The organism is Klebsiella sp. HN106 (genome assembly GCF_051209435.1).
GTDB classification, from domain to species: Bacteria; Pseudomonadota; Gammaproteobacteria; order Enterobacterales; family Enterobacteriaceae; genus Klebsiella; species Klebsiella oxytoca.
The window spans coordinates 38,333-60,591 of record NZ_JBLURD010000008.1 but is presented as its reverse complement, the minus strand read 5'-3'; the positions used below and the strand labels follow the sequence as shown (position 1 = coordinate 60,591).

Below are 22,259 nucleotides of genomic sequence, written 5' to 3'. Positions count from 1 at the left end.
AACCGGATTCATACTCACAATTCATACCCTGCTCAACTAGTTGCAATGAGAAAATAATAAACGTGGTGAATCCAAAGCTTCAAAACGTATTCGGGCATAAATCTCATTGCCAAACATACGGATAAAGCTGTTCTGTTAACATACTCTGTGTCATGGTGCCTTGGGAATAGTTTAGTTTTTTTTATGGGTGATAAAGCTCAAATTTAGTGATTTTTGTTGCAAATTTGTAAATTTACGGCGCGTAAAATGAAGGGGTGAATTGTCATTTCCACGCCTGGAAAAGCAAAAGAGAGAACGAATGCGTTTATCAATAGTATTAGTGTCCCCGGCGCGGGCAGAAAACGTGGGTGCGGCAGCCAGGGCAATGAAAACTATGGGGTTTAGCGATATGAGGATCGTCGATAGCGAGGCTCATTTGCAGCCTGCCGCGCGCTGGGTCGCGCACGGCTCTGGCGATATTCTCGATAATATTCAGACTTATGCCACTCTGGAGCAGGCGCTCCACGATGTCGATTTTACCGTCGCCACGACGGCCCGCAGCCGGGCTCGTTTTCACTACTACGCGACGCCGCAGCAGCTTTTACCGCTACTGGAAGAGAAAGCTCAGTGGATGCATCATGCCGCGCTGGTATTTGGCCGTGAAGATTCCGGTCTGACCAATGAAGAGCTGGCGCTTGCCGATGTGCTGACCGGCGTGCCGATGGCGGCAGACTATCCTTCGCTGAATCTGGGGCAGTCGGTGATGGTATATTGCTATCAGCTGACCTCTTTACTGCAAAAAACCACGACCGTAGCCCCAGGCGTCGATGACAATCAGCTGCAGGCGTTACGTCTGCGCACGCTCGATCTGCTCAATCGCCTCGGCGTAGGCGAGGATATAAAATTGACCGACTGGCTTCAGCAGCGAATAGGTCTTCTGCAGCAGCGAGACACCGCCATGCTGCATCGTTTACTGCATGATATTGAAAAAAACCTTCCAGAGTAAAGCTCTGCCATGGTGTTTTAACATAGTTTTATGTGCTAAAAAACAACGAAGAAATGCGTAAATACGGATGAAGTATCAGGTTGTTGTGGCGTATTGGCCAGGTGCATAAAAACCGGCTAAAAGTAGAAATTCATTGACTTACGTCGGCAGATACTTTAACCAATATAGGCACAGGACACAGACAGATAAAAATTACAGAGTACACAACATCCATGAATCGCATCGGCATGATCACCACGATTATCACCACCACTATTACCACAGGTAACGGTGCGGGCTGACGCGTACAGGAAACACAGAAAAAAGCCCGCACCTGAACAGTGCGGGCTTTTTTTTCGATAAAAAATCAAGGGGTCATAACCATGCGTGTGTTGAAGTTCGGCGGTACATCAGTGGCAAATGCAGAACGTTTTCTGCGTGTTGCCGATATTCTGGAAAGTAATGCCAGGCAGGGGCAGGTAGCGACCGTACTGTCTGCCCCGGCGAAGATCACTAACCACCTGGTTGCGATGATCGAAAAAACGATCGGCGGGCAGGATGCGTTGACCAATATCGCTGATGCCGAACGCATTTTCGCCGAACTTCTGCAAGGGCTCGCCGATGCTCAGCCGGGCTTTCCACACGCTCAGCTGAAGGTTTTTGTCGAGCAGGAATTTGCGCAAATCAAACACGTTCTGCACGGTATTAGCCTGCTTGGGCAGTGTCCGGATAGCGTTAACGCGTCCCTTATTTGCCGGGGTGAAAAGCTCTCAATCGCCATTATGGCCGGCTTGCTGGAAGCGCGCGGTCATAACGTCACGGTGATTAACCCGGTTGAAAAACTGCTTGCCGTTGGCCATTACCTCGAATCCACCGTAGATATCGCAGAGTCGACTCGTCGCATTGCCGCCAGCCAGATCCCGGCTGACCATATGGTGCTGATGGCGGGCTTTACCGCGGGTAACGAAAAGGGTGAGCTGGTGGTGCTGGGGCGTAACGGCTCTGACTACTCCGCAGCGGTACTGGCAGCCTGCCTGCGCGCCGACTGCTGTGAAATCTGGACCGACGTTGACGGCGTTTATACCTGCGACCCGCGTCAGGTCCCGGATGCGCGTCTGTTGAAGTCGATGTCCTATCAGGAAGCGATGGAGCTTTCCTACTTCGGCGCTAAAGTTTTGCACCCGCGTACTATCGCACCCATCGCCCAGTTCCAGATCCCCTGTTTAATCAAAAATACCGGTAATCCGCAGGCGCCGGGTACGCTTATCGGCGGCAGCAGCGATGAAGACGATCTGCCGGTGAAAGGTATCTCTAATCTCAACAACATGGCGATGTTCAACGTCTCCGGTCCGGGGATGAAGGGGATGGTTGGCATGGCAGCGCGCGTGTTCGCCACTATGTCCCGCGCGGGAATCTCCGTCGTACTTATCACCCAATCCTCATCCGAATACAGCATCAGCTTCTGCGTGCCGCAGAGCGACTGCGCTCGGGCGAAGCGGGTAATGGAAGATGAATTTTATCTGGAGCTGAAAGAGGGGCTGCTTGAGCCGCTGTCGATCATGGAACGCCTGGCAATTATTTCGGTTGTCGGCGATGGCATGCGGACGCTACGCGGGATTTCCGCCAAATTCTTCGCTGCGCTGGCGCGCGCCAATATCAACATTGTGGCGATTGCACAGGGCTCTTCCGAGCGCTCCATCTCCGTTGTCGTCAGCAACGATGATGCGACTACCGGCGTTCGCGTGACGCACCAGATGCTGTTCAATACCGATCAGGTGATAGAAGTGTTTGTGATTGGCATCGGCGGCGTCGGCGGCGCGTTGATCGAACAGATTAAGCGCCAGCAGGGCTGGTTGAAGAGTAAACATATTGACCTGCGCGTTTGCGGGGTAGCCAACTCTCGCGCTTTACTGACCAACGTACACGGTCTGAACCTGGAACACTGGCGCGATGAGCTGGCGGAAGCCAAAGAGGCGTTCAACCTGGGACGACTCATTCGTCTGGTGAAAGAGTACCATCTGCTGAACCCAGTGATTGTCGACTGTACCTCCAGCCAGGCGGTGGCCGATCAGTATGCCGATTTCCTGCGCGAAGGCTTCCACGTGGTGACGCCGAACAAAAAGGCCAATACCTCATCGCTGGATTACTATCATCAGCTGCGTCATGCCGCGAGCAGCTCACGACGCAAGTTTCTCTACGACACCAACGTCGGCGCGGGGCTGCCGGTAATCGAAAACCTGCAAAATTTGCTGAATGCCGGTGATGAACTGCTGCACTTCTCCGGTATTCTGTCCGGCTCGCTGTCATTTATCTTCGGCAAGCTGGATGAGGGCGTAAGCTTCTCTGCCGCGACGAAGCTGGCGCGTGAGATGGGCTATACCGAACCGGATCCGCGCGACGATCTTTCTGGCGTTGATGTCGCGCGTAAGCTGCTGATTCTGGCTCGTGAAACCGGGCGAGAGCTGGAGCTGTCTGACATTATCGTAGAGCCGGCGCTGCCGGCGGATTTTGATGCCAGCGGCGATGTTGACAGCTTTATGGCGCGTCTGCCGTCACTGGATGATGAGTTTGCTTCACGGGTCGCTAAAGCGCGCGATGAAGGTAAAGTCTTGCGTTATGTTGGCAATATCGAAGAGGATGGCACCTGCCGCGTGAAAATTGCCGCGGTAGACGGCAACGATCCGCTGTTTAAAGTGAAAAACGGCGAGAATGCGCTGGCGTTTTACAGCCACTATTATCAGCCACTGCCGCTGGTGCTGCGCGGTTATGGCGCGGGGAATGATGTCACCGCGGCTGGCGTTTTTGCCGACCTGCTGCGTACCCTGTCATGGAAGTTAGGAGTTTAAGATGGTCAAAGTATATGCCCCGGCTTCCAGTGCCAACATGAGCGTCGGGTTTGACGTGCTGGGCGCGGCGGTAACGCCGGTCGACGGCACGCTGCTGGGGGACAACGTCTCGGTTGAAGCGGCGGCGAGCTTTAGCCTGCAAAACGTGGGTCGCTTCGCCAGTAAACTGCCGACGGCTGCGCAGGAGAATATCGTCTATCAATGCTGGGAGCGTTTTTGCCAGGAGATTGGCAAACAGGTACCGGTGGCGATGACGCTGGAAAAAAACATGCCGATTGGTTCCGGCCTGGGCTCCAGCGCCTGTTCCGTGGTTGCCGCGCTGGTAGCGATGAATGAATTCTGCGGTAAGCCGCTCAATAAGAGCCGAATGCTGGCGCTGATGGGCGAGATGGAAGGGCGGATTTCCGGCAGCATTCACTATGATAACGTCGCCCCTTGCTATCTGGGCGGGATTCAGCTGATGCTTGAGGAAAACGGCATCATCAGCCAGCAGATACCGGCATTTGATGAATGGCTGTGGGTGCTGGCCTATCCGGGGATTAAAGTCTCAACTGCGGAAGCACGGGCCATTCTCCCGGCGCAGTATCGCCGTCAGGACTGTATTGCCCACGGTCGCCATCTGGCGGGCTTTATTCACGCCTGCTATAGCCGTCAGCCTCAGCTGGCGGCGAAGTTGATGAAAGATGTCATTGCCGAACCATATCGTACCAAACTACTGCCGGGCTTCAGCGAAGCGCGTCAGGCAGCAATGGAAATTGGCGCGCAGGCGTGCGGCATTTCCGGTTCCGGTCCAACGTTGTTTGCATTATGCGATAAACCGGAAACCGCGCAGCGCGTCGCCGACTGGCTGGCTACGCACTATCTGCAAAATAAGGAAGGCTTCGTTCATATTTGCCGGCTGGACACGGCGGGCGCTCGAGTAGTGGGATAACCAATGAAACTCTATAACTTAAAAGATCATAACGAACAGGTCAGCTTTGCGCAGGCCGTTACGCAGGGGCTTGGCAAGCATCAGGGGCTGTTCTTCCCGCACGATCTGCCGGAATTCAGCCTGACTGAAATCGACGAAATGCTGCAGCAGGACTTCGTGTCGCGTAGCGCAAAAATTTTGTCGGCATTTATCGGCGACGAGATCCCGCAGGAGGTTCTGCAAGAACGTATCGGCGCCGCCTTTACCTTCCCGGCACCGGTAAGTAAAGTGCAGGACGACGTCGGCTGCCTCGAACTGTTTCACGGTCCGACTCTGGCGTTTAAAGACTTCGGCGGCCGCTTTATGGCGCAAATGCTGACCCATATCGCAGGCGACAAACCGGTCACTATTCTGACGGCCACCTCGGGTGATACCGGCGCGGCGGTTGCGCATGCGTTCTATGGTCTGCCAAACGTCAAAGTCGTCATTCTCTATCCGCGCGGCAAAATCAGCCCGCTGCAGGAAAAGCTGTTCTGCACCCTGGGCGGCAACATTGAAACCGTAGCAATCGACGGTGACTTTGATGCCTGCCAGGCGCTGGTTAAGCAGGCATTTGATGATGAAGAGCTGAAAGCCGCGCTGGGTCTTAACTCGGCTAACTCAATCAATATCAGCCGCCTGCTGGCGCAGATTTGCTACTACTTTGAAGCCGTTGCTCAGCTGCCTCAGGAAGCCCGTAATCAGCTGGTTATCTCGGTACCCAGCGGTAACTTTGGCGATCTGACCGCCGGTCTGCTGGCTAAATCTCTGGGGCTGCCGATCAAGCGTTTTATCGCGGCGACTAACGCCAATGATACCGTGCCGCGCTTCCTGCAGGACGGTAACTGGTCGCCAAAAGCGACTCAGGCCACGCTGTCTAACGCGATGGACGTCAGCCAGCCGAACAACTGGCCGCGTGTGGAAGAGCTGTTCCGTCGTAAAATCTGGCGTCTGAACGAGCTGGGCTACGCGGCGGTGGATGATGAAACCACCAAAAAGACCATGCGTGAGCTGAAAGCCATCGGCTATACCTCTGAACCGCATGCGGCGATTGCCTATCGCGCGCTACGCGACCAGCTGCAGCCTGGCGAATATGGCCTGTTCCTCGGCACGGCGCATCCGGCGAAATTTAAAGAGAGCGTGGAAGAGATTCTGCAGGAGACGCTGCCGCTGCCGAAAGAGCTGGCCGATCGTGCCGATTTGCCGCTGCTGTCGCATGATCTGCCGGCTGATTTTGCCGCGCTGCGTAAGCTGATGATGGGTTAAGCCTGATTCAGCGCTCCCCTCCTGCATTATCCGCAGCAGGGGAGCGTGTTTTTACTGCTCGTGGCGTTTAAAGACCAGTTCTCCGTTATCCGAAGCCTCGGCGTCAAAGAAATAGCCTTCACTATCAAAGCGGGTCAACTGCTCAGGCTTCGTTAAGCGATTCTCAATGATATAACGACTCATCAAGCCGCGCGCTTTTTTAGCGTAGAAGCTGATCACTTTAAACTTGCCGTTTTTCTCATCAAGGAATACCGGCTTAATCAGCTGGCCCTCAAGCCGTTTGGCTTTCACCGACCTGAAGTATTCATCAGAGGCAAGGTTGACCACGATATCGTCGCCCTGGGCTTTCAGTGCCTGATTCAGCTTATCGGTGATGACGTCTCCCCAATAGTGATACAGGTCTTTACCCCTCGTATTCTCAAGCTTAATACCCATTTCCAGGCGATACGGCTGCATCAGATCCAGCGGGCGCAGAACGCCATACAGGCCGGACAGCATCCGCAGATGCTGCTGGGCAAAATCGAAATCAGCTTCGCTAAAGGTCTCTGCCTGCAGGCCGGTATAGACATCGCCCTTAAACGCCAGGATCGCCTGACGGGCATTGTCCGGGGTGAAGTCTGGCTGCCAGTCGTGGAAGCGGGTCGCGTTCAGATCGGCCAGCTTGTCGCTGATGCCCATCAGTTTAGCAATCTGTGGTGCCGACAGCTGGCGGGCAATGCCGATAAGCTCCTGAGAGTGTTCCAGCAGCTCTGGCTGAGTATAACGCGTCGTTGCCAGCGGACTTTGATAATCAAGCGTTTTGGCAGGTGAAATCAGAATGAGCATATCCAGTCCTTACGGGAAATTTTTGACGACTTTAGCAAAAAAACCTCAAGAGAGGATCGATAGCTGCGATTGCCGCGCTATTCGCGCGGCAGGTTATCCCAGGTTCCCGGTACCAGCTGTTGATGGATTTCAGGGTAGCGGGTGACGTCAAATTCCGGCCGCTGGCCCAGCTTGCGCTGCCGCAGGTAATCGCTGGCAATGATGCGCACCGTCGGCGACAGCAGCAGGATAGCCGTCAGGTTAGTTATCGCCATCAGCGCCATGATAATATCCGCCATCTGCCAGACTACCGGCAGGCTGACTACCGCTCCGGTGATGACCATGCACAGCGTCAGCAGACGCAGCAGCCAGATGTTGCGGAGGCTATCCATGCGCAGAAAGATGAGGTTATTTTCGGCATAGATATAGTTTGCGACGATCGAACTGAAGGCGAACAGCAGCACGATACAAGCGACAAAGCTGGCACCCCAGTCGCCGACAAGATTGTTCATCGAATGCTGGATAGCCTGAATACCGTTTGCCACCCCTTCATTGCCGTCTCTTGGCGCCAGCATAATGATCACGGCGCTGGCGGTACAGATGACGATGGTATCAATAAAGACGCCGATCATTTGTACGATCCCCTGCGCTGCGGGATGAGGTGGCCAGGAGGCAGCGGCGGCGGCAGAATTTGGCGTCGAACCCATACCCGCTTCATTGGAGAACATCCCGCGCTGAAAGCCGCTGGTGAGCGCCTGGCTGATGGTATAGCCCACCGCGCCCGCAGCGGCCTCCTGCCAACCGAAAGCGCAGCGGAAAATAATTTCAAAAATCGTCGGCAGGGCGCTGATATGCCATAAGCCAATGACCAGGCTGGCCATCACCCACAGCAAAGCCATAGCCGGCACGAGCCACTGCATCAAGCGCGCTACGCCGCGAATACCGCGAATGATGACCAGCAGGGTCAGGGCCGCAAGCACGCCGCCGGTGATGACATCAGGTAAACGAAACGCATACTCCATGGCATGGGCAACGGAGTTGGCCTGGACGGTGTTAAAAATAACACCGTAGGCCAGCAGGAGAAGAATAGAGAACAGCACGCCCATCCAGCGCATGCCAAGCCCCCGGGCCATATACCAGGCCGGACCGCCGCGAAAGTGTCCGCGAGAGTCGCGCTCTTTATAAAGCTGCGCCAGAGAGCATTCGGCGAAGCTGCTGGCCATGCCGAGCAGCGCCGAGATCCACATCCAAAAAACGGCGCCTGGGCCGCCAGCGGCAATGGCCAGCGCAACCCCAGCCATATTGCCGCTGCCCACGCGCGCCGCCAGGCTCATGCACAGCGCCTGAAAAGACGTTAAGCCGCCGGGCTGCGGCTGAAGGCTCTTTTTCAGACTTTTGCTGAACTGGCGGATATAACGGAACTGAATATATTTTGTTCGCCAGGTAAACCAGACGCCAGCGCCCAGTAACAGGTAGATCATTACCGAGCCCCAAAGTATTTCATTGATAAACGACAGAAAATCAGGCATCAAGCATCCTCTTGCCCATATCGGCGCGCGAGTGTAAGCGCTACCAATCCAGTGACAATCCTTTAGTGTTCAGGTAATTAATTGGCCCAGTTTATCACACTCTGCGCTCATGCATTGTAGGCGGTTGCGCTGCCCCGGCAGCGTGTTATCATCTTGGCAGACCGGTTACATCCCCTTAACTGCTGTTTAAGAGAAACACTATCATGACGGATAAATTGACTTCTCTGCGTCAGTACACCACTGTCGTAGCTGATACCGGAGATATCGCGGCAATGAAGCTGTATCAGCCTCAGGACGCCACGACTAACCCTTCTTTGATTCTCGGCGCGGCTCAGATCCCTGAGTACCGTAAGCTGATTGATGACGCTGTTGCCTGGGCTCGCGGCCAGAGTAGCGATCGCGCGCAGCAGATTATCGATGCTTCCGATAAGCTGGCGGTGAACATTGGTCTCGAAATCCTTAAGCTGATCCCTGGCCGTATTTCCACCGAAGTTGATGCTCGTCTGTCCTATGACACCGATGCATCTATCGCCAAAGCTAAGCGCCTAATCAAGCTGTATAACGATGCCGGCATCAGTAACGATCGCATTCTGATCAAACTGGCTTCTACCTGGCAGGGCATTCGCGCCGCTGAGCAGCTGGAAAAAGAAGGCATCAACTGTAACCTGACTCTGCTGTTCTCCTTCGCTCAGGCGCGTGCTTGTGCGGAAGCGGGCGTATTCCTGATTTCTCCGTTTGTGGGCCGTATCCTCGACTGGTACAAAGCGAACACCGATAAGAAAGAATACGCGCCGGCAGAAGATCCGGGCGTGGTGTCCGTAAGCGAAATCTACGAATACTACAAACAGCACGGCTACGAAACTGTGGTTATGGGCGCAAGCTTCCGTAACCTCGGCGAGATCCTGGAACTGGCCGGCTGCGATCGCCTGACCATCGCTCCGGCCCTGCTGAAAGAGCTGGCTGAAAGCGAAGGCGCGGTTGAGCGTAAACTGTCTTTCAGCGGCGAAGTGAAAGCCCGTCCGGCTCGCATCACCGAATCCGAATTCCTGTGGCAGCACAATCAGGATCCGATGGCGGTAGACAAACTGGCGGAAGGTATCCGTAAGTTTGCGATCGACCAGGAAAAACTGGAAAAAATGATCGGCGATCTGCTGTAATCCCCCATGTGGCCGACGCCCGTCGGCCACATTAAACTGTCTGCCTTGCTCCCCTCGGTGTATTATTCTGGCTATTAATACTGTTTGAACGGAATAATCATGAACACCTTACGAATCGGCTTAGTTTCCATCTCCGATCGCGCCTCCAGCGGCGTCTATCAGGATAAAGGCATCCCGGCGCTTGAAGAGTGGCTGGCCCGTGCGCTATCCACGCCTTTCGAATTGCAAACCCGCTTGATCCCGGATGAACAGGTTATTATCGAGCAAACGCTGTGCGAACTGGTTGATGAAATGGGCTGTCATCTGGTCCTGACTACCGGTGGCACGGGCCCGGCTCGCCGTGACGTGACCCCGGATGCAACGCTGGCGATTGCCGATCGGGTGATGCCAGGCTTTGGCGAGCAAATGCGCCAGGTGAGCCTGCACTTTGTGCCGACGGCCATTCTTTCTCGCCAGGTTGGCGTTATTCGCAAGCAGGCGCTGATCCTTAACCTGCCCGGGCAGCCGAAAGCGATTGAAGAAACCCTGGAAGGCGTAAAAGATGCCGAGGGTAACGTGCTGGTGCACGGAGTTTTTGCAAGTGTACCGTATTGTGTACAGTTGCTTGAGGGGCCATATGTCGAAACAAACGGCAATGTTGTAGCAGCTTTTCGCCCTAAAAGCGCGAGGCGTGAAACATTATCCTGAATTTAATGCATTCCTGAAATAACCTGCAACATCAGTGGTGTGTTGTTTTATTTACGATATAGTGTTTTTTACTTTACACACTGCGTAGAATCTCTTCACACCTCTGGATGATTGCTCGTTATGTCACACTATACCCGACCCCTGAACCGACAGGATTATAAAACCCTGACGCTTGCCGCGCTTGGCGGCGCGCTGGAGTTTTATGATTTCATCATCTTTGTTTTCTTTGCCGCCGTTGTCGGCGAGCTGTTTTTCCCGGCGGATATTCCTGAGTGGCTGCGACAGGTACAAACCTTCGGCATTTTTGCGGCAGGCTATTTAGCGCGTCCTCTTGGCGGCATCATTATGGCCCACTTTGGCGATCTGGTTGGGCGTAAGAAAATGTTTACTTTGAGCATTTTACTGATGGCGCTGCCTACGCTGGCGATTGGTCTGCTGCCTACCTACGCATCGATGGGCATCGTGGCGCCGATTTTGCTGTTGCTGATGCGCATTCTTCAGGGCGCAGCGATTGGCGGTGAAGTTCCCGGCGCCTGGGTCTTCGTTGCCGAGCATGTACCGGAAAAAAGAATAGGTATCGCCTGCGGTACGCTGACTGCCGGTCTGACAGTGGGTATTTTACTCGGTTCGGTTGTCGCGACGCTGATTAATACGCACCTCACCCCTCAGGGTATCCACGATGGCGGCTGGCGTATCCCGTTCCTGTTAGGCGGCGCATTTGGCCTCGTCGCCATGTATCTGCGCCGTTGGCTTCAGGAGACGCCGATTTTCCTCGAAATGCAGCAGCGTAAGGCATTAGCGCAGGAGCTGCCGGTTAAAGCCGTCGCGCTGAAGCATCAGAAGGCGGTTGTGGTCTCAATGCTGCTGACGTGGCTGTTATCCGCAGGCGTGGTGGTGGTGATCCTCATGTCTCCGGTCTGGCTACAAAAACACTACGGCTTTGCTCCCGCCATCACCCTGCAGGCGAACAGTATCGCTACCATCATGCTCTGTATCGGCTGCCTGCTGGCAGGCCTGGCCGCCGATCGTTTTGGCGCCAGCCGCACGTTTATTGTCGGCAGCTTATTCCTCGCTGCGGCAAGCTGGGCTTTCTATCATCTTTCCGGTGATAGCCCGCAGCGCCTGTTCCTGCTCTACGGTACGGTGGGGTTATGCGTTGGCGTGGTCGGGGCGGTTCCGTATGTGATGGTGCGCGCGTTTCCGGCGGAGGTCCGATTTACCGGTATTTCGTTCTCTTATAACGTCTCTTACGCCATCTTTGGCGGCCTGACGCCGATTGCGGTGACCATGCTGATGGGCGTTTCGCCGATGGCGCCCGCGTGGTACGTGCTGGCACTGTCGTTTATGGGATTGGGGTTGGGGATCTGGCTGCGTCAGGGACTGGATCAGCAGGTCGCAGCGCCGAAAGCTGAACTGCAGCGTCTGCCTTAAATCAAGGTGACCCATGTCGCCGCTCGCGAACGAGCGGCGACAATGAATTAATGCTTTTCGCCGATTGGCAGAACGGTGCGGCCAAACTGCTCGTTCAGCACTTCACCCATCGCCAGATAGATGGCGCTGCCGCCGCAGACCAGACCCACCCAGCCAGCAATCTTCACAATGCCTTCGTTATCAGCCAGGTGGCCAATCGCCAGCAGAGCGAACAACACGGTCAGGCTGAGGAAAACAAACTGCAGCATACGTGCGGCTTTCAGAGTGCCAAAGAACATGAACAGGGTGAAAACGCCCCACAGTCCAAGGTACATACCGAGGAAGTGTGCATCAGGCGCTTCAGCAAGGCCCATTTTCGGCATCAGAAGAATGGCAACCAGCGTCAGCCAAAAAGCGCCGTAAGACGTAAATGCGGTTAAGCCAAAAGTGTTGCCTTTTTTAAATTCCAGCAGGCCGGCAAAAATCTGCGCAATGCCGCCATAAAAAATGCCCATCGCCAGGATAGCTACATCAAACGCGAACAGGCCGCTATTTGCCAGGTTAAGCAGAATAGTGGTCATGCCGAAGCCCATAAGGCCCAGCGGTGCCGGATTAGCCAACTTAGTGTTGCCCATAATTCCTCAAAATAATGATTAGAAAGGGAAGCATTCCCCGCCGTCTCTGCGTCGGGGCGCGGCATAATAATTAGGCGTTACGATACTGTCTATGATCTGGCGGGGTATTTTTCGCCAATTTCATTTTTTCCCTGATGAAGTCTGGTCATTTGCCTTAAACAGGCAATATGCAACACGGCTGGAATGGTCACCCGATATGCGCTGCCGCTCACGGCTTTTACCCCATTAAACGCGGCGCCGAGCGGTCCGCCAAGCCCTGCTCCGCGTACCAGCCCGTGGCCGATGACGCTCACCGCGGCGTGGGTGCGGAGGATCTTCGTCAGTCGGGTTTCAAGAAGATGCGAGACTCCCTGCGCTAACTTATTTGTCTGAAGCAGATGGGGAAGCAGTTCTTTCTGCTCTTTGACACGACACTCAACGGCACTAAAGAAGTCGGCTTTTTGCCGCTCATCCATCTTTTTCCAGCTATGCTCCAGAAAGTGTTCCAGGAGATGTTGTTCTATTTCCGGGGTAGAGGCTTGTTTATCGGTTTTGATTTTTAGTCTCTTGCAGACGTCCAGCAAAATTTCGCGATAGAACTTGCCATGACGACGCAGCGTGTTGGCGATGCTATCACCGCCAAAGTGCTGGAGTTCCCCGGCAATGAGCTGCCAGTTGCGGCGATAGCGCTCAGGGTGTCCTTCCATCGCCTGAAAGGTTTCATTACGCAATAGCGTACTTGAAAGCCGGGGTTTTCCATTCTCATTGTGAGTCAGAATTCGAGTGAATGTTTCCAGATGCTCTTCGCTGCAGCGATGCAGAAAAGAGAGGTCTTCATCATCCAGATAATTAATCTTCATAAGCGTTTTGATAATGTGAACCGGAATATTAATCGTCGCCGATAATTTTTAGCGAGGCCATATCGGAAGAGTTAATGGTGTGACCAGAAAAAGCGATTTTTTTAACGCAGCGTTTGTTGTCGTTGTCGCTATTAATATTAATCCAGCCGGTCGTTTCCCCTTCTTTTATAGTTGACGGGACGCTGAGGCTTTGGCTGGCGCTGTTGCTGACTTTGAAGTACACCGTTGCGCCGGACAGCTGGACATCGCCGCGATCGGCAGTCAGCTGGATACGCTTAATTACCCTGCATATCGGTAGCTTCAGGGTGAGATCGTTAGTTTCATTTCGCGGCATGGCGACAACCCCTAAAATTTTATGATCGTTAGCGGACGCCGACGCGACTAACGTTGCGCTCAAAAATAATCCTGCTGATATATGAATCAGTGATTTCATGAGGATTTCCTGATTATTAGATGGGTTATTAGGACGACGCATTTTATCACTGGAACTTTATTGTATTTAGCACGTAATGATTGCGGATTATGTCAATTACAGAGTGAATGTATTTAGGTTTAATTATGATTTTAAATTATGTAATGGGCGTTTTTAGCGCGGCATTTCGCGCGTTTTCGGCTGCCGGGACGTACCCGGCGGCGCGGCCAGAGTAAAAATTTTTCGTATCCCCCCCTTGATGAAGACGCGGGTGACCCCATCTTGTAGTCAACCGCAGTGAATGAACCTGAAAAAAAATGATGTCTGGGTAGTTGAAACCGCACGTTTCGCCCTTATTACAGGTTCACAACCACATGTTGACTGAATTTTTAGTGGAGACGTTTAGATGGGTAAAATTATTGGTATCGACCTGGGTACTACCAACTCTTGTGTAGCGATTATGGATGGCACTACTGCACGCGTGCTGGAGAACGCCGAAGGCGATCGCACCACGCCTTCTATCATTGCCTATACCCAGGATGGTGAAACTCTGGTTGGTCAGCCGGCTAAACGTCAGGCAGTGACAAACCCGCAAAACACCCTGTTTGCGATTAAACGCCTGATTGGCCGCCGCTTCCAGGACGAAGAAGTCCAGCGTGACGTTTCTATCATGCCGTACAAAATCGTGGCCGCAGATAACGGCGACGCATGGCTTGATGTGAAAGGCACCAAAACCGCACCGCCGCAGATCTCTGCTGAAGTGCTGAAGAAAATGAAGAAAACGGCTGAAGATTACCTGGGCGAACCGGTAACTGAAGCGGTAATCACCGTACCAGCTTACTTCAACGATGCTCAGCGTCAGGCAACCAAAGACGCCGGCCGTATCGCAGGTCTGGAAGTCAAACGTATCATCAACGAACCGACAGCCGCTGCGCTGGCTTACGGTCTGGATAAAGAAGTCGGCAACCGTACTATTGCGGTATACGACCTTGGTGGTGGTACTTTCGATATCTCCATTATCGAAATCGACGAAGTTGACGGTGAAAAAACCTTCGAAGTTCTGGCGACCAACGGTGATACCCACCTGGGCGGCGAAGACTTCGACACCCGTCTGATCAACTACCTCGTTGACGAGTTTAAGAAAGATCAGGGCATCGACCTGCGTAACGACCCGCTGGCGATGCAGCGCCTGAAAGAAGCCGCTGAGAAAGCGAAGATTGAACTCTCTTCTGCTCAGCAGACCGACGTGAATCTGCCGTACATCACCGCAGATGCCACCGGTCCGAAACACATGAACATTAAAGTGACCCGTGCGAAACTGGAAAGCCTGGTAGAAGATCTGGTTAACCGTTCCATCGAGCCGCTGAAAGTTGCTCTGCAGGATGCTGGCCTGTCCGTGTCTGACATCAACGACGTTATTCTCGTTGGCGGCCAGACTCGTATGCCAATGGTGCAGAAGAAAGTTGCTGAGTTCTTTGGTAAAGAGCCGCGTAAAGACGTTAACCCGGACGAAGCCGTGGCCATTGGCGCAGCTGTCCAGGGCGGTGTTCTGACCGGTGAAGTAAAAGACGTACTGCTGCTGGACGTTACCCCGCTTTCTCTGGGTATCGAAACCATGGGCGGCGTGATGACTGCGCTGATCAACAAGAACACCACTATCCCGACTAAGCACAGCCAGGTGTTCTCTACTGCGGAAGACAACCAGTCTGCGGTAACCATCCATGTGCTGCAGGGTGAGCGTAAACGCGCATCTGATAACAAATCTCTGGGTCAGTTCAACCTGGATGGGATTAACCCGGCGCCGCGCGGCATGCCGCAGATCGAAGTCACCTTCGATATTGACGCCGACGGTATCCTGCACGTTTCCGCGAAAGACAAAAACAGCGGTAAAGAGCAGAAGATCACCATCAAAGCCTCTTCTGGCCTGAACGAAGAAGAGATCCAGAAAATGGTTCGTGAAGCAGAAGCTAACGCGGAATCTGACCGTAAGTTTGAAGAACTGGTTCAGACCCGTAACCAGGGTGACCATCTGCTGCACAGCACCCGTAAGCAGGTTGAAGAAGCGGGCGATAAACTGCCGGCTGACGATAAAACCGCTATCGAGTCTGCATTGACCGCGCTGGAAACTTCCCTGAAAGGTGAAGATAAAGCCGATATTGAAGCGAAAATGCAGGCGCTGGCCCAGGCTTCCCAGAAGCTGATGGAAATCGCTCAGCAGCAGCACGCCCAGCAGCAGGCTGGCGGCGCTGACGCTTCCGAGAGCAACGCGAAGGACGACGATGTTGTTGACGCTGAGTTCGAAGAAGTGAAAGACAAAAAATAATCGCCCTTTGAACGGGTAAAACACTGGCACGGGCGAAGAGGTTTCCTCTCCGCCCGTGCACGCATGTTAAGGGGCTGAAAAACACCAATGGCAAAGCAAGACTATTACGAGATTTTAGGCGTTTCCAAAACAGCGGAAGAGCGTGAAATCAAAAAGGCGTACAAGCGCCTGGCCATGAAGTATCACCCGGACCGCAACCAGGGCGATAAAGAGGCAGAATCAAAGTTTAAAGAAATCAAAGAAGCGTATGAAATCCTGACTGATGCCCAGAAGCGTGCAGCTTACGATCAGTACGGCCATGCTGCGTTTGAGCAGGGCGGTATGGGCGGCGGCGGCGGTTTTGGCGGCGGCGCGGATTTCAGCGATATCTTTGGCGATGTTTTCGGCGATATTTTCGGCGGCGGACGTGGTCGTCAGCGCGCATCGCGCGGTTCAGACCTGCGCTATAACATGGATCTTACGCTCGAAGAAGCCGTTCGCGGTGTAACGAAAGAGATCCGTATCCCGACTCTGGAAGAGTGCGACGTTTGTCACGGCAGCGGCGCCAAAGCGGGCAGCCAGCCGCAGACCTGTCCGACCTGCCACGGGGCAGGCCAGGTTCAGATGCGCCAGGGCTTCTTCGCCGTTCAGCAGACCTGTCCGCACTGTCAGGGACGCGGTACGCTGATCAAAGATCCGTGCAATAAATGTCACGGTCATGGCCGCGTCGAGAAAACGAAAACGCTGTCGGTTAAAATCCCGGCGGGCGTTGATACCGGCGACCGTATTCGTCTGGCAGGTGAAGGTGAAGCCGGCGAGCATGGCGCACCGGCAGGCGATCTGTATGTTCAGGTTCAGGTTAAGCAGCACGCCATTTTCGAGCGTGAAGGAAATGATCTGTACTGTGAAGTACCGATCAACTTCACTATGGCTGCTCTCGGCGGTGAAATCGAAGTCCCGACGCTGGACGGTCGTGTAAATCTTAAAATACCGGGCGAGACGCAGACAGGTAAGCTGTTCCGGATGCGCGGTAAAGGCGTGAAGTCCGTTCGCGGCGGCGCGCAGGGCGATCTGCTGTGCCGCGTGGTTGTCGAAACGCCGGTTGGTCTGAACGATAAACAAAAGCAGCTGCTGAAAGATCTGCAGGAAAGCTTTGGTGGCCCAACGGGTGAAAAGAATAGCCCGCGCTCCAAAAGTTTCTTCGATGGCGTGAAGAAATTTTTCGATGATTTGACCCGCTAATTGCATTTCATTTTCAGTCTTCCACTAAGCCTGGGCCTTCGCGCTCAGGCTTTTTTCTATCCGCAGCCCCTATCTTTTTAATTAACCTATTATTTATAAGGGCTAAGAATTGATTTATTTTGAGTATTATCTATATTGCTTTTTTCGTTTTTAGAGGCTGACAGCGGATGGGATCGAAAGGTGCCAACAAGGATTTTGATTACAATTTAATCAAGACCCTTGACGCTGTTATTTCAGCTGGAAATGCTGCCAAAGCAGCAAAAAAACTTGGTATCACTCCGGCGGCGGTCTCGTTGGCGCTTCGCCGTTTACAGAGCTATTATCAGGAAGAGTTGTTTATCCGTGGTAAAGATGGCCTGTTACCCACCGCTAAAGCGATCGAGATCCATCAAAATTTCCGTCAGGTTATGGAACTGATAAATAGTACCTTTATTCCCGAGCATAAAGGGAGTCGTGATGCCCGGCTGACTATTTTAGGCGGTGATATCGTTGAGGCTTACTATCTCTCACAGCTTTATGCCGGAGATATCTTTGAACGGGTATTACTCAACCATTATTCATCAAGAAATCTCTCTCGTGAGATGATGACGGAGCTACTGCTTACAGCAGAATGTGATGTTCTGATTGGTACCGAGCCGTTGAACGTCCCCGGGATTGATAATCAACTGATCGATAGCTTCAAAAGCTTTGTCTGCATTTTTGCCAGTAATCATATCTTAAGCACCTTACCTCATCTTTCATTACATCATTTCTATTCCTCCCGTCATGCGATGTATCAGCCGGGCATGCACTCCCCGATGATTATTAATGATAAGGGTCTTTTTAAAGATGATCTTTATTATAAAGGCTCACGTATTATTGGCTATCGTAGCGACTCCCTTAATGGCTTAATGAGTATGATTGAACGTACTTCATTAATAGCCTTAATGCCATTGAAGTTGGCGCTATTCTATAAGAATCAGCGTAAATATGATATTAAGTTTGTGCAACCGCCACCGGAACTTACTTTTAAATCTATACAGATTTATGCATCATGGAACAGAAACAGTAAAAATATATCAGTGATAAATGAAATTGTTTCCATGTTACACACTCTGTCATCATTTCGTCGCTGAGGAGTATCACTTCAAACGATATAGTTAATATGGTTTGGTTTGATGCTCTTTGATTACTGGTAAATAGCTAACCTCTTTACACTTATTGGGTACCATTTTGTACGCCTTCATCAAGGAGTGTTCTATGTCTATTCCAAATCATTTGGCGACAACGGAAGTCGTTTTGCTGGAAGTCGAAATTTTTATCACCATTATTGCTATCGGAGCCTGGGGCGGGTTTGTTAGCTACCTTATCCGGCGTGATAAGCAAGAAGGTGATGATCATTCCCATAAGGGCATCATGCACTGTTTAACCCAGGTTGTGGTTTCCTGTTTTACCAGTTTTTTGCTCAGCGCCGTGGCGATTGAAAAAGAGCTTAGTTTTAATATGGTGTTGCTCGCCGCGGGGCTTGGCGGGGTATTTGCAGGGCCGATTTTGAAAATTCTTGGCGAGAAGATTAAAAAGGCTCTGGAAAATGCAAAAATTCATTAAGTGATGTCCAGTCTATATTTATGCTAATAAAAGTCTCGTCCCTGAGTCTTTTATTAGCTGTATTGCCACGATGATCTTAGGTGATTCTGGCCTTCATCCAGCCATAAATAAACTCTTCATTACCTTTGTTTTTTTCTGTGATATCCAGATAGTAGGCTCCCTGGCTGCAGTTGAGCGCTTTTATCAGCACTTCTTCACCCTGTTTGCCCCTTAAGGCCAGAAAGTGATTGAGAGCGGAGAGGGTCCGAGGGCCAATTTTGCCATCGGTTTTGATATCCTGGTAACTTTTTTCTTCCCGGTTTAGCGCGTTGAGCCAGCGCTGTAGCCAGACGCAAGGATAGTGGGGGCCAATATTGACTGCGGCATCGCAGAGTTCGAAAGAAATGGGCCAGGATATAGTTGAGATCTGCTCAAATCCGGGTTTGATCCAGTAATCCTCTTCGAGGATAGAAAATGCTTCAGCTCGCGTCAGGTTGATCATCTCTCCTGTATAACCATGAGCTCGGGCCGTTGCCTCAGTGATCCCCCAGTTGGTGGCTCCACCTTTATCTTTAGGATTGTTGGTATAGCCGCCTTCCATTACTAAAATACCATCAATAATCGGGTTCATTTTTCATTTCCTTGAATTAATGAATGTGCAGGTACATCACCGTGCCGAGGGTGACAGAAAACACGGTGGTTAATGCTGCCAGCGTCTTTCTGAACACCTGTCGTTTTGTTCCTTTCTTTTCGCTCTCCATGGCTTTAATAGGAATCTCTTTATTAACCTGAATGCCCTGTCTTGGAATGGTGATAAACAGGTCATTTATCCCAAGGGACTTCAGATCTCTTCTGATTAAGTAGAGTATTTGCGTTAAATTTGCGTCATTCACAAAGTGACTACGGCTTCCCCATAATTCTGAAGTTATTTTTTGCCGTTCAATAATATCCATATTTGCATTTTCGATGATGAAGCTCAGGCACTTCGCCCTCATTGCCGTCATTTTAATGACCTGTGAGTTTGAGGTGGTTCTCAGCTCATACTTTCCTTCGTTGTAAACGCAATTATCATTGATGAGATAAGTTTTCATGTTGTCGTCCTTTAGATATAGAGATCCTGATTGCGTGGGTTCAATATATTGTACGAGAATTGGCTTAATCTATTACTTGTCATTCGTATTATTCTAATGTCATTTGATGATGAGAGCTTAATCACATAATCTCATGTAAAGTAAATGATATTTAACCCACTGATAAATGAGATTTAATGTGCTGCTGATGTTTTCGCCATGATTTTGCTGAGATACGTATATCCGCTGATGATTTAAGAATTACCGCCATCATTTTTCTCGCATAAAATAGCGTGAATGAGATGTTGAAAACATGATGTTATGTGATTAGCCATTGTCTCGTAAGCATTGAATTATTGGTCCGGCAGAACGAACTGCGACAATTTTTCAAGCTTAAAAGGAAATTAATAATGGCTACTAGCAAACTGATTCAGGGCGATACGCTGACCGAAACCAGCAACGCCGCAGACGGCTTTAACCCAGCGAAAGAAGTCAGCGCATACAGCTATACTTCTGCTCGCGTCGCGAAGCCGGTATATAACCAGTACAAGTCTTCCACGGCTAAGCCCAAAGTATTCGGCTACTACACCGACTGGTCCCAGTATGATGGTCGCCTGCAGGGAGATGATTCGAAAGATAACCGCGGTCGCGGTTACGATCTGACCAACGTTGCGCCTACCGCTTACGACAAAATCATCGTCGGTTTCGTCGGCGTCACCGGCTTCCATAAAGTGGATGGGATGTACCGCGATGTGGTTGCCGAAGGCGCCGAGCAGTGCGGAAAAGTTAAATATGAGCCGACCTTCCTCGACCCGTGGGGCGATTTCCAGTCCTACGTTAACGTTGGCCACTCCGTCAGCGGCTGGGACGTCGATCCGAAAACCGTCACTCAGGCGAATGCCAAAGGTCTGCTCGGCGGCCTGCGCGATCTGCAGGCTAAAGCGAAGCAGCAGGGTCACGATCTGGTGCTGTCCATGAGCATCGGCGGCTGGACCATGAGTAACGGCTTCCACGAAACCGCAGCTTCTGATTCCGCCCGTAAAACCTTCGCGAAAGGCGTGGTAAAACTGTTCAAACAGTTCCCGATGTTCAGCGAAGTGGATATCGACTGGGAATACCCGAACGCGGAAGGCGCGGGCAACCCTTACGGCCCGGAAGACGGCGAAAACTATGCGCTGCTGATCGGCGAGCTGCGTAAGCAGCTGGATTCAGCCGGTCTGAGCAACGTCAAAATCTCCATTGCCAGCTCCGCGGTAGTGAAGACCTTCGATTACTCCAACGTGAAAGCGCTGCTGCAGGCCGGTCTGTACGGCATCAACGTGATGACCTATGACTTCTTCGGTACGCCGTGGGCGGAAACCCTGACCCATCACACCAACCTGAACGCGCTGGAAGAAGGCGGCTGGGCGGTCAATACCATCGTCGACCATCTGCTGGCCGAAGGCTTCCCGGCAGACCGCATTAACATTGGCTATGCCGGTTATACCCGCAATGGCCGCAGCGTTGAGCTGGAATCTCTGTCTCCGCTGAAAGGCTCCTATAACCCGGGTACCGGTACTACCACCGGTACCTTCGAATCCGGTACCACCGAATGGTATGACGTTATTTATAACTACCTGGACCTGGAAAACCAGAAAGGCCGCAACGGTTTCAACGTCTATACCGACCAGGTGGCCAATGCGGATTACCTCTACAACCCGGAAAGCAAACTGTTCATGTCTCTGGACACGCCGCGTTCTGTTAAAGCTAAGGGCGAGTACGCCGCGAAGTTGGGGCTCGGAGGAATGTTCACCTGGACTATCGACCAGGACAACGGCGTGCTGGTGAACGCCGCGCGTGAAGGTCTGGGCTATGAAATGGCCTCTGAAGTTATCGATATGGAACCGTTCTATTTCGAAGGCATCAACGTCGACCCGGCAGATGAACAGGATGACGATAGCGTTCAGCCTGAACCGGCGATCAACCACGCGCCGAAGGCTGCCATTGAACTGCGCGTTGTGGGCGGTTCTACCGTACAGCTCTCTGGTGAAGGTTCCTCTGATGAAGATAAAGACGAGATTACCTGGAGCTGGGGCGTTCCTTCTGAAATCAGCGTGGCAGACAAGACCAGTGCTGTCATCGAGTTCGTCGTTCCGGAAGTGACCGTTAACACCAACTTCCAGTTCACCCTGTTCGTTCGTGATGCCTGGGGCGAGCCTTCTTCCCAGCAGCGTTATGTGCTGGTTGTCGTTCCGTCGGCGTCTCAGGTGCAGCCTGAGCCTGAAGAGGACGATACCGTAGTTCCGGTAGAGCCTGTCGAACCGGAAGAAGACACCACGCCTGCGGAAGATGACACTTCCACGGATGACGCGACGACGCCTTACCCGCTGTGGGATGCCAGCACCGTTTATGGCGGCAACTGGGGTACCTTTGAAACCGTCAGCTGGAAAGGCCATAACTACCAGGTGAAATGGTGGTCTCAGGGCGACCAGCCGGATCTGAACTGCGCTGCGGGCCAGGCATGGACTGACCTTGGTGCTTACTGATCCTTTTCGTTAAGCGAAAAATAGTGGGCTAAAAAATGCAAGCCCCGGTTTACCGG

General features: G+C 52.4%; 20 protein-coding genes and 1 other annotated feature. Of the genes, 13 read left to right on the top strand and 7 right to left on the bottom strand.

What is annotated here, in order from left to right:
- The first annotated feature begins 298 nt into the window (after window positions 1–298).
- The 5 genes from ACSIPU_RS18815 (at window position 299) to thrC (ending at window position 6,025) form a co-directional block, all read left to right on the top strand.
- The gene (locus tag ACSIPU_RS18815) at window positions 299–985 is read left to right on the top strand and encodes a tRNA/rRNA methyltransferase (RefSeq protein WP_196558147.1); all 687 of its coding nucleotides are present in this window, start codon (window positions 299–301) and stop codon (window positions 983–985) included.
- 212 nt (window positions 986–1,197) lie between these two features.
- Complete coding sequence (gene thrL / locus ACSIPU_RS18810; RefSeq protein WP_004222578.1) at window positions 1,198–1,266, top strand: thr operon leader peptide; 69 nt, start codon at window positions 1,198–1,200, stop codon at window positions 1,264–1,266.
- Window positions 1,205–1,322 (top strand) — a sequence feature (Thr leader region). (Overlaps the previous gene by 62 nt.)
- A gap of 25 nt (window positions 1,323–1,347) precedes the next feature.
- Entirely contained in the window at window positions 1,348–3,810 is a 2,463-nt protein-coding gene (thrA, locus tag ACSIPU_RS18805) for a bifunctional aspartate kinase/homoserine dehydrogenase I (RefSeq protein WP_023320300.1), read from the top strand.
- A 1-nt stretch (window position 3,811) separates the two neighbouring features.
- Complete coding sequence (gene thrB / locus ACSIPU_RS18800; RefSeq protein WP_134883117.1) at window positions 3,812–4,741, top strand: homoserine kinase; 930 nt, start codon at window positions 3,812–3,814, stop codon at window positions 4,739–4,741.
- 3 nt (window positions 4,742–4,744) lie between these two features.
- Window positions 4,745–6,025, top strand: a complete 1,281-nt coding sequence (gene thrC, locus ACSIPU_RS18795) for a threonine synthase (RefSeq protein WP_004108418.1) — start codon at window positions 4,745–4,747, stop codon at window positions 6,023–6,025.
- Window positions 6,026–6,076: 51 nt separating this feature from the next.
- Here thrC and yaaA read toward each other — a convergent pair whose 3' ends face one another.
- Window positions 6,077–6,850 carry a peroxide stress protein YaaA gene (yaaA, locus tag ACSIPU_RS18790; RefSeq protein ID WP_126488404.1) on the bottom strand — a complete coding sequence of 258 codons (774 nt, stop codon included), beginning with the start codon at window positions 6,848–6,850 and terminating at the stop codon, window positions 6,077–6,079.
- A 77-nt stretch (window positions 6,851–6,927) separates the two neighbouring features.
- Window positions 6,928–8,358, bottom strand: coding sequence for an alanine/glycine:cation symporter family protein (locus ACSIPU_RS18785; RefSeq protein ID WP_004108414.1), 1,431 nt, complete (start codon window positions 8,356–8,358; stop codon window positions 6,928–6,930).
- A gap of 203 nt (window positions 8,359–8,561) precedes the next feature.
- On the opposite strand from ACSIPU_RS18785, the gene tal reads away from it, so the two are divergent.
- From tal to ACSIPU_RS18770, 3 genes are all read left to right on the top strand, one after another.
- Window positions 8,562–9,515, top strand: coding sequence for a transaldolase (gene tal / locus ACSIPU_RS18780; RefSeq protein WP_004108412.1), 954 nt, complete (start codon window positions 8,562–8,564; stop codon window positions 9,513–9,515).
- 99 nt (window positions 9,516–9,614) lie between these two features.
- Window positions 9,615–10,202: a molybdopterin adenylyltransferase gene (mog, locus tag ACSIPU_RS18775; RefSeq protein WP_004108410.1), complete on the top strand. Its 588-nt coding sequence runs from the start codon at window positions 9,615–9,617 to the stop codon at window positions 10,200–10,202.
- Window positions 10,203–10,322: 120 nt separating this feature from the next.
- Window positions 10,323–11,633, top strand: a complete 1,311-nt coding sequence (locus tag ACSIPU_RS18770) for an MFS transporter (protein ID WP_004108409.1) — start codon at window positions 10,323–10,325, stop codon at window positions 11,631–11,633.
- Window positions 11,634–11,680: 47 nt separating this feature from the next.
- Here the strand turns inward: ACSIPU_RS18770 and satP are convergent, their stop codons facing one another.
- The 3 genes from satP to ACSIPU_RS18755 form a co-directional block, all read right to left on the bottom strand.
- On the bottom strand, window positions 11,681–12,247 hold the full coding sequence (gene satP, locus ACSIPU_RS18765; protein WP_004110413.1) for an acetate uptake transporter: 567 nt from the start codon (window positions 12,245–12,247) through the stop codon (window positions 11,681–11,683).
- An 89-nt stretch (window positions 12,248–12,336) separates the two neighbouring features.
- A complete protein-coding gene (gene msyB, locus ACSIPU_RS18760; protein WP_004108405.1) occupies window positions 12,337–13,086 on the bottom strand; it encodes an acidic protein MsyB in 750 nt (249 codons plus the stop codon).
- Between the two features lie 28 nt (window positions 13,087–13,114).
- Window positions 13,115–13,519: a DUF2541 family protein gene (locus ACSIPU_RS18755; protein WP_004108403.1), complete on the bottom strand. Its 405-nt coding sequence runs from the start codon at window positions 13,517–13,519 to the stop codon at window positions 13,115–13,117.
- A gap of 385 nt (window positions 13,520–13,904) precedes the next feature.
- On the opposite strand from ACSIPU_RS18755, the gene dnaK reads away from it, so the two are divergent.
- From dnaK to ACSIPU_RS18735, 4 genes are all read left to right on the top strand, one after another.
- Entirely contained in the window at window positions 13,905–15,821 is a 1,917-nt protein-coding gene (dnaK, locus tag ACSIPU_RS18750; protein ID WP_004108401.1) for a molecular chaperone DnaK, read from the top strand.
- 87 nt (window positions 15,822–15,908) lie between these two features.
- Entirely contained in the window at window positions 15,909–17,042 is a 1,134-nt protein-coding gene (gene dnaJ, locus ACSIPU_RS18745; RefSeq protein WP_435322255.1) for a molecular chaperone DnaJ, read from the top strand.
- A gap of 167 nt (window positions 17,043–17,209) precedes the next feature.
- The gene (locus ACSIPU_RS18740; protein ID WP_004108397.1) at window positions 17,210–18,157 is read left to right on the top strand and encodes a LysR family transcriptional regulator; all 948 of its coding nucleotides are present in this window, start codon (window positions 17,210–17,212) and stop codon (window positions 18,155–18,157) included.
- Window positions 18,158–18,281: 124 nt separating this feature from the next.
- Window positions 18,282–18,629 (top strand): phage holin family protein, encoded by a 348-nt coding sequence (locus ACSIPU_RS18735; protein WP_004108395.1) that lies wholly within the window; start codon window positions 18,282–18,284, stop codon window positions 18,627–18,629.
- Window positions 18,630–18,705: 76 nt separating this feature from the next.
- On the opposite strand, the gene ACSIPU_RS18730 is transcribed toward ACSIPU_RS18735, so the two are convergent.
- Both ACSIPU_RS18730 and ACSIPU_RS18725 read right to left on the bottom strand, forming a co-directional pair.
- A complete protein-coding gene (locus ACSIPU_RS18730) occupies window positions 18,706–19,239 on the bottom strand; it encodes a glycoside hydrolase family 108 protein (protein WP_004110420.1) in 534 nt (177 codons plus the stop codon).
- 16 nt (window positions 19,240–19,255) lie between these two features.
- On the bottom strand, window positions 19,256–19,699 hold the full coding sequence (locus ACSIPU_RS18725; RefSeq protein ID WP_004108388.1) for a winged helix-turn-helix domain-containing protein: 444 nt from the start codon (window positions 19,697–19,699) through the stop codon (window positions 19,256–19,258).
- Between the two features lie 389 nt (window positions 19,700–20,088).
- On the opposite strand from ACSIPU_RS18725, the gene ACSIPU_RS18720 reads away from it, so the two are divergent.
- Window positions 20,089–22,203 carry a glycosyl hydrolase family 18 protein gene (locus tag ACSIPU_RS18720; protein ID WP_032728873.1) on the top strand — a complete coding sequence of 705 codons (2,115 nt, stop codon included), beginning with the start codon at window positions 20,089–20,091 and terminating at the stop codon, window positions 22,201–22,203.
- Window positions 22,204–22,259: the final 56 nt, after the last annotated feature.

Bases quoted from the DNA above. Each gene is read 5' to 3' on its own strand.
- ACSIPU_RS18815 (WP_196558147.1), top strand. From the start codon at position 299: ATGCGTTTATCAATAGTATTAGTGTCCCCGGCGCGGGCAGAAAACGTG.
- ACSIPU_RS18730 (WP_004110420.1), bottom strand. From the start codon at position 19,239: ATGAACCCGATTATTGATGGTATTTTAGTAATGGAAGGCGGCTATACC.
- ACSIPU_RS18735 (WP_004108395.1), top strand. From the start codon at position 18,282: ATGTCTATTCCAAATCATTTGGCGACAACGGAAGTCGTTTTGCTGGAA.
- ACSIPU_RS18770 (WP_004108409.1), top strand. From the start codon at position 10,323: ATGTCACACTATACCCGACCCCTGAACCGACAGGATTATAAAACCCTG.
- tal (WP_004108412.1), top strand. From the start codon at position 8,562: ATGACGGATAAATTGACTTCTCTGCGTCAGTACACCACTGTCGTAGCT.
- satP (WP_004110413.1), bottom strand. From the start codon at position 12,247: ATGGGCAACACTAAGTTGGCTAATCCGGCACCGCTGGGCCTTATGGGC.
- dnaJ (WP_435322255.1), top strand. From the start codon at position 15,909: ATGGCAAAGCAAGACTATTACGAGATTTTAGGCGTTTCCAAAACAGCG.
- yaaA (WP_126488404.1), bottom strand. From the start codon at position 6,850: ATGCTCATTCTGATTTCACCTGCCAAAACGCTTGATTATCAAAGTCCG.
- ACSIPU_RS18785 (WP_004108414.1), bottom strand. From the start codon at position 8,358: ATGCCTGATTTTCTGTCGTTTATCAATGAAATACTTTGGGGCTCGGTA.
- ACSIPU_RS18720 (WP_032728873.1), top strand. From the start codon at position 20,089: ATGGCTACTAGCAAACTGATTCAGGGCGATACGCTGACCGAAACCAGC.
- msyB (WP_004108405.1), bottom strand. From the start codon at position 13,086: ATGAAGATTAATTATCTGGATGATGAAGACCTCTCTTTTCTGCATCGC.
- dnaK (WP_004108401.1), top strand. From the start codon at position 13,905: ATGGGTAAAATTATTGGTATCGACCTGGGTACTACCAACTCTTGTGTA.
- ACSIPU_RS18755 (WP_004108403.1), bottom strand. From the start codon at position 13,519: ATGAAATCACTGATTCATATATCAGCAGGATTATTTTTGAGCGCAACG.
- thrB (WP_134883117.1), top strand. From the start codon at position 3,812: ATGGTCAAAGTATATGCCCCGGCTTCCAGTGCCAACATGAGCGTCGGG.
- thrC (WP_004108418.1), top strand. From the start codon at position 4,745: ATGAAACTCTATAACTTAAAAGATCATAACGAACAGGTCAGCTTTGCG.
- mog (WP_004108410.1), top strand. From the start codon at position 9,615: ATGAACACCTTACGAATCGGCTTAGTTTCCATCTCCGATCGCGCCTCC.
- ACSIPU_RS18740 (WP_004108397.1), top strand. From the start codon at position 17,210: ATGGGATCGAAAGGTGCCAACAAGGATTTTGATTACAATTTAATCAAG.
- thrA (WP_023320300.1), top strand. From the start codon at position 1,348: ATGCGTGTGTTGAAGTTCGGCGGTACATCAGTGGCAAATGCAGAACGT.
- ACSIPU_RS18725 (WP_004108388.1), bottom strand. From the start codon at position 19,699: ATGAAAACTTATCTCATCAATGATAATTGCGTTTACAACGAAGGAAAG.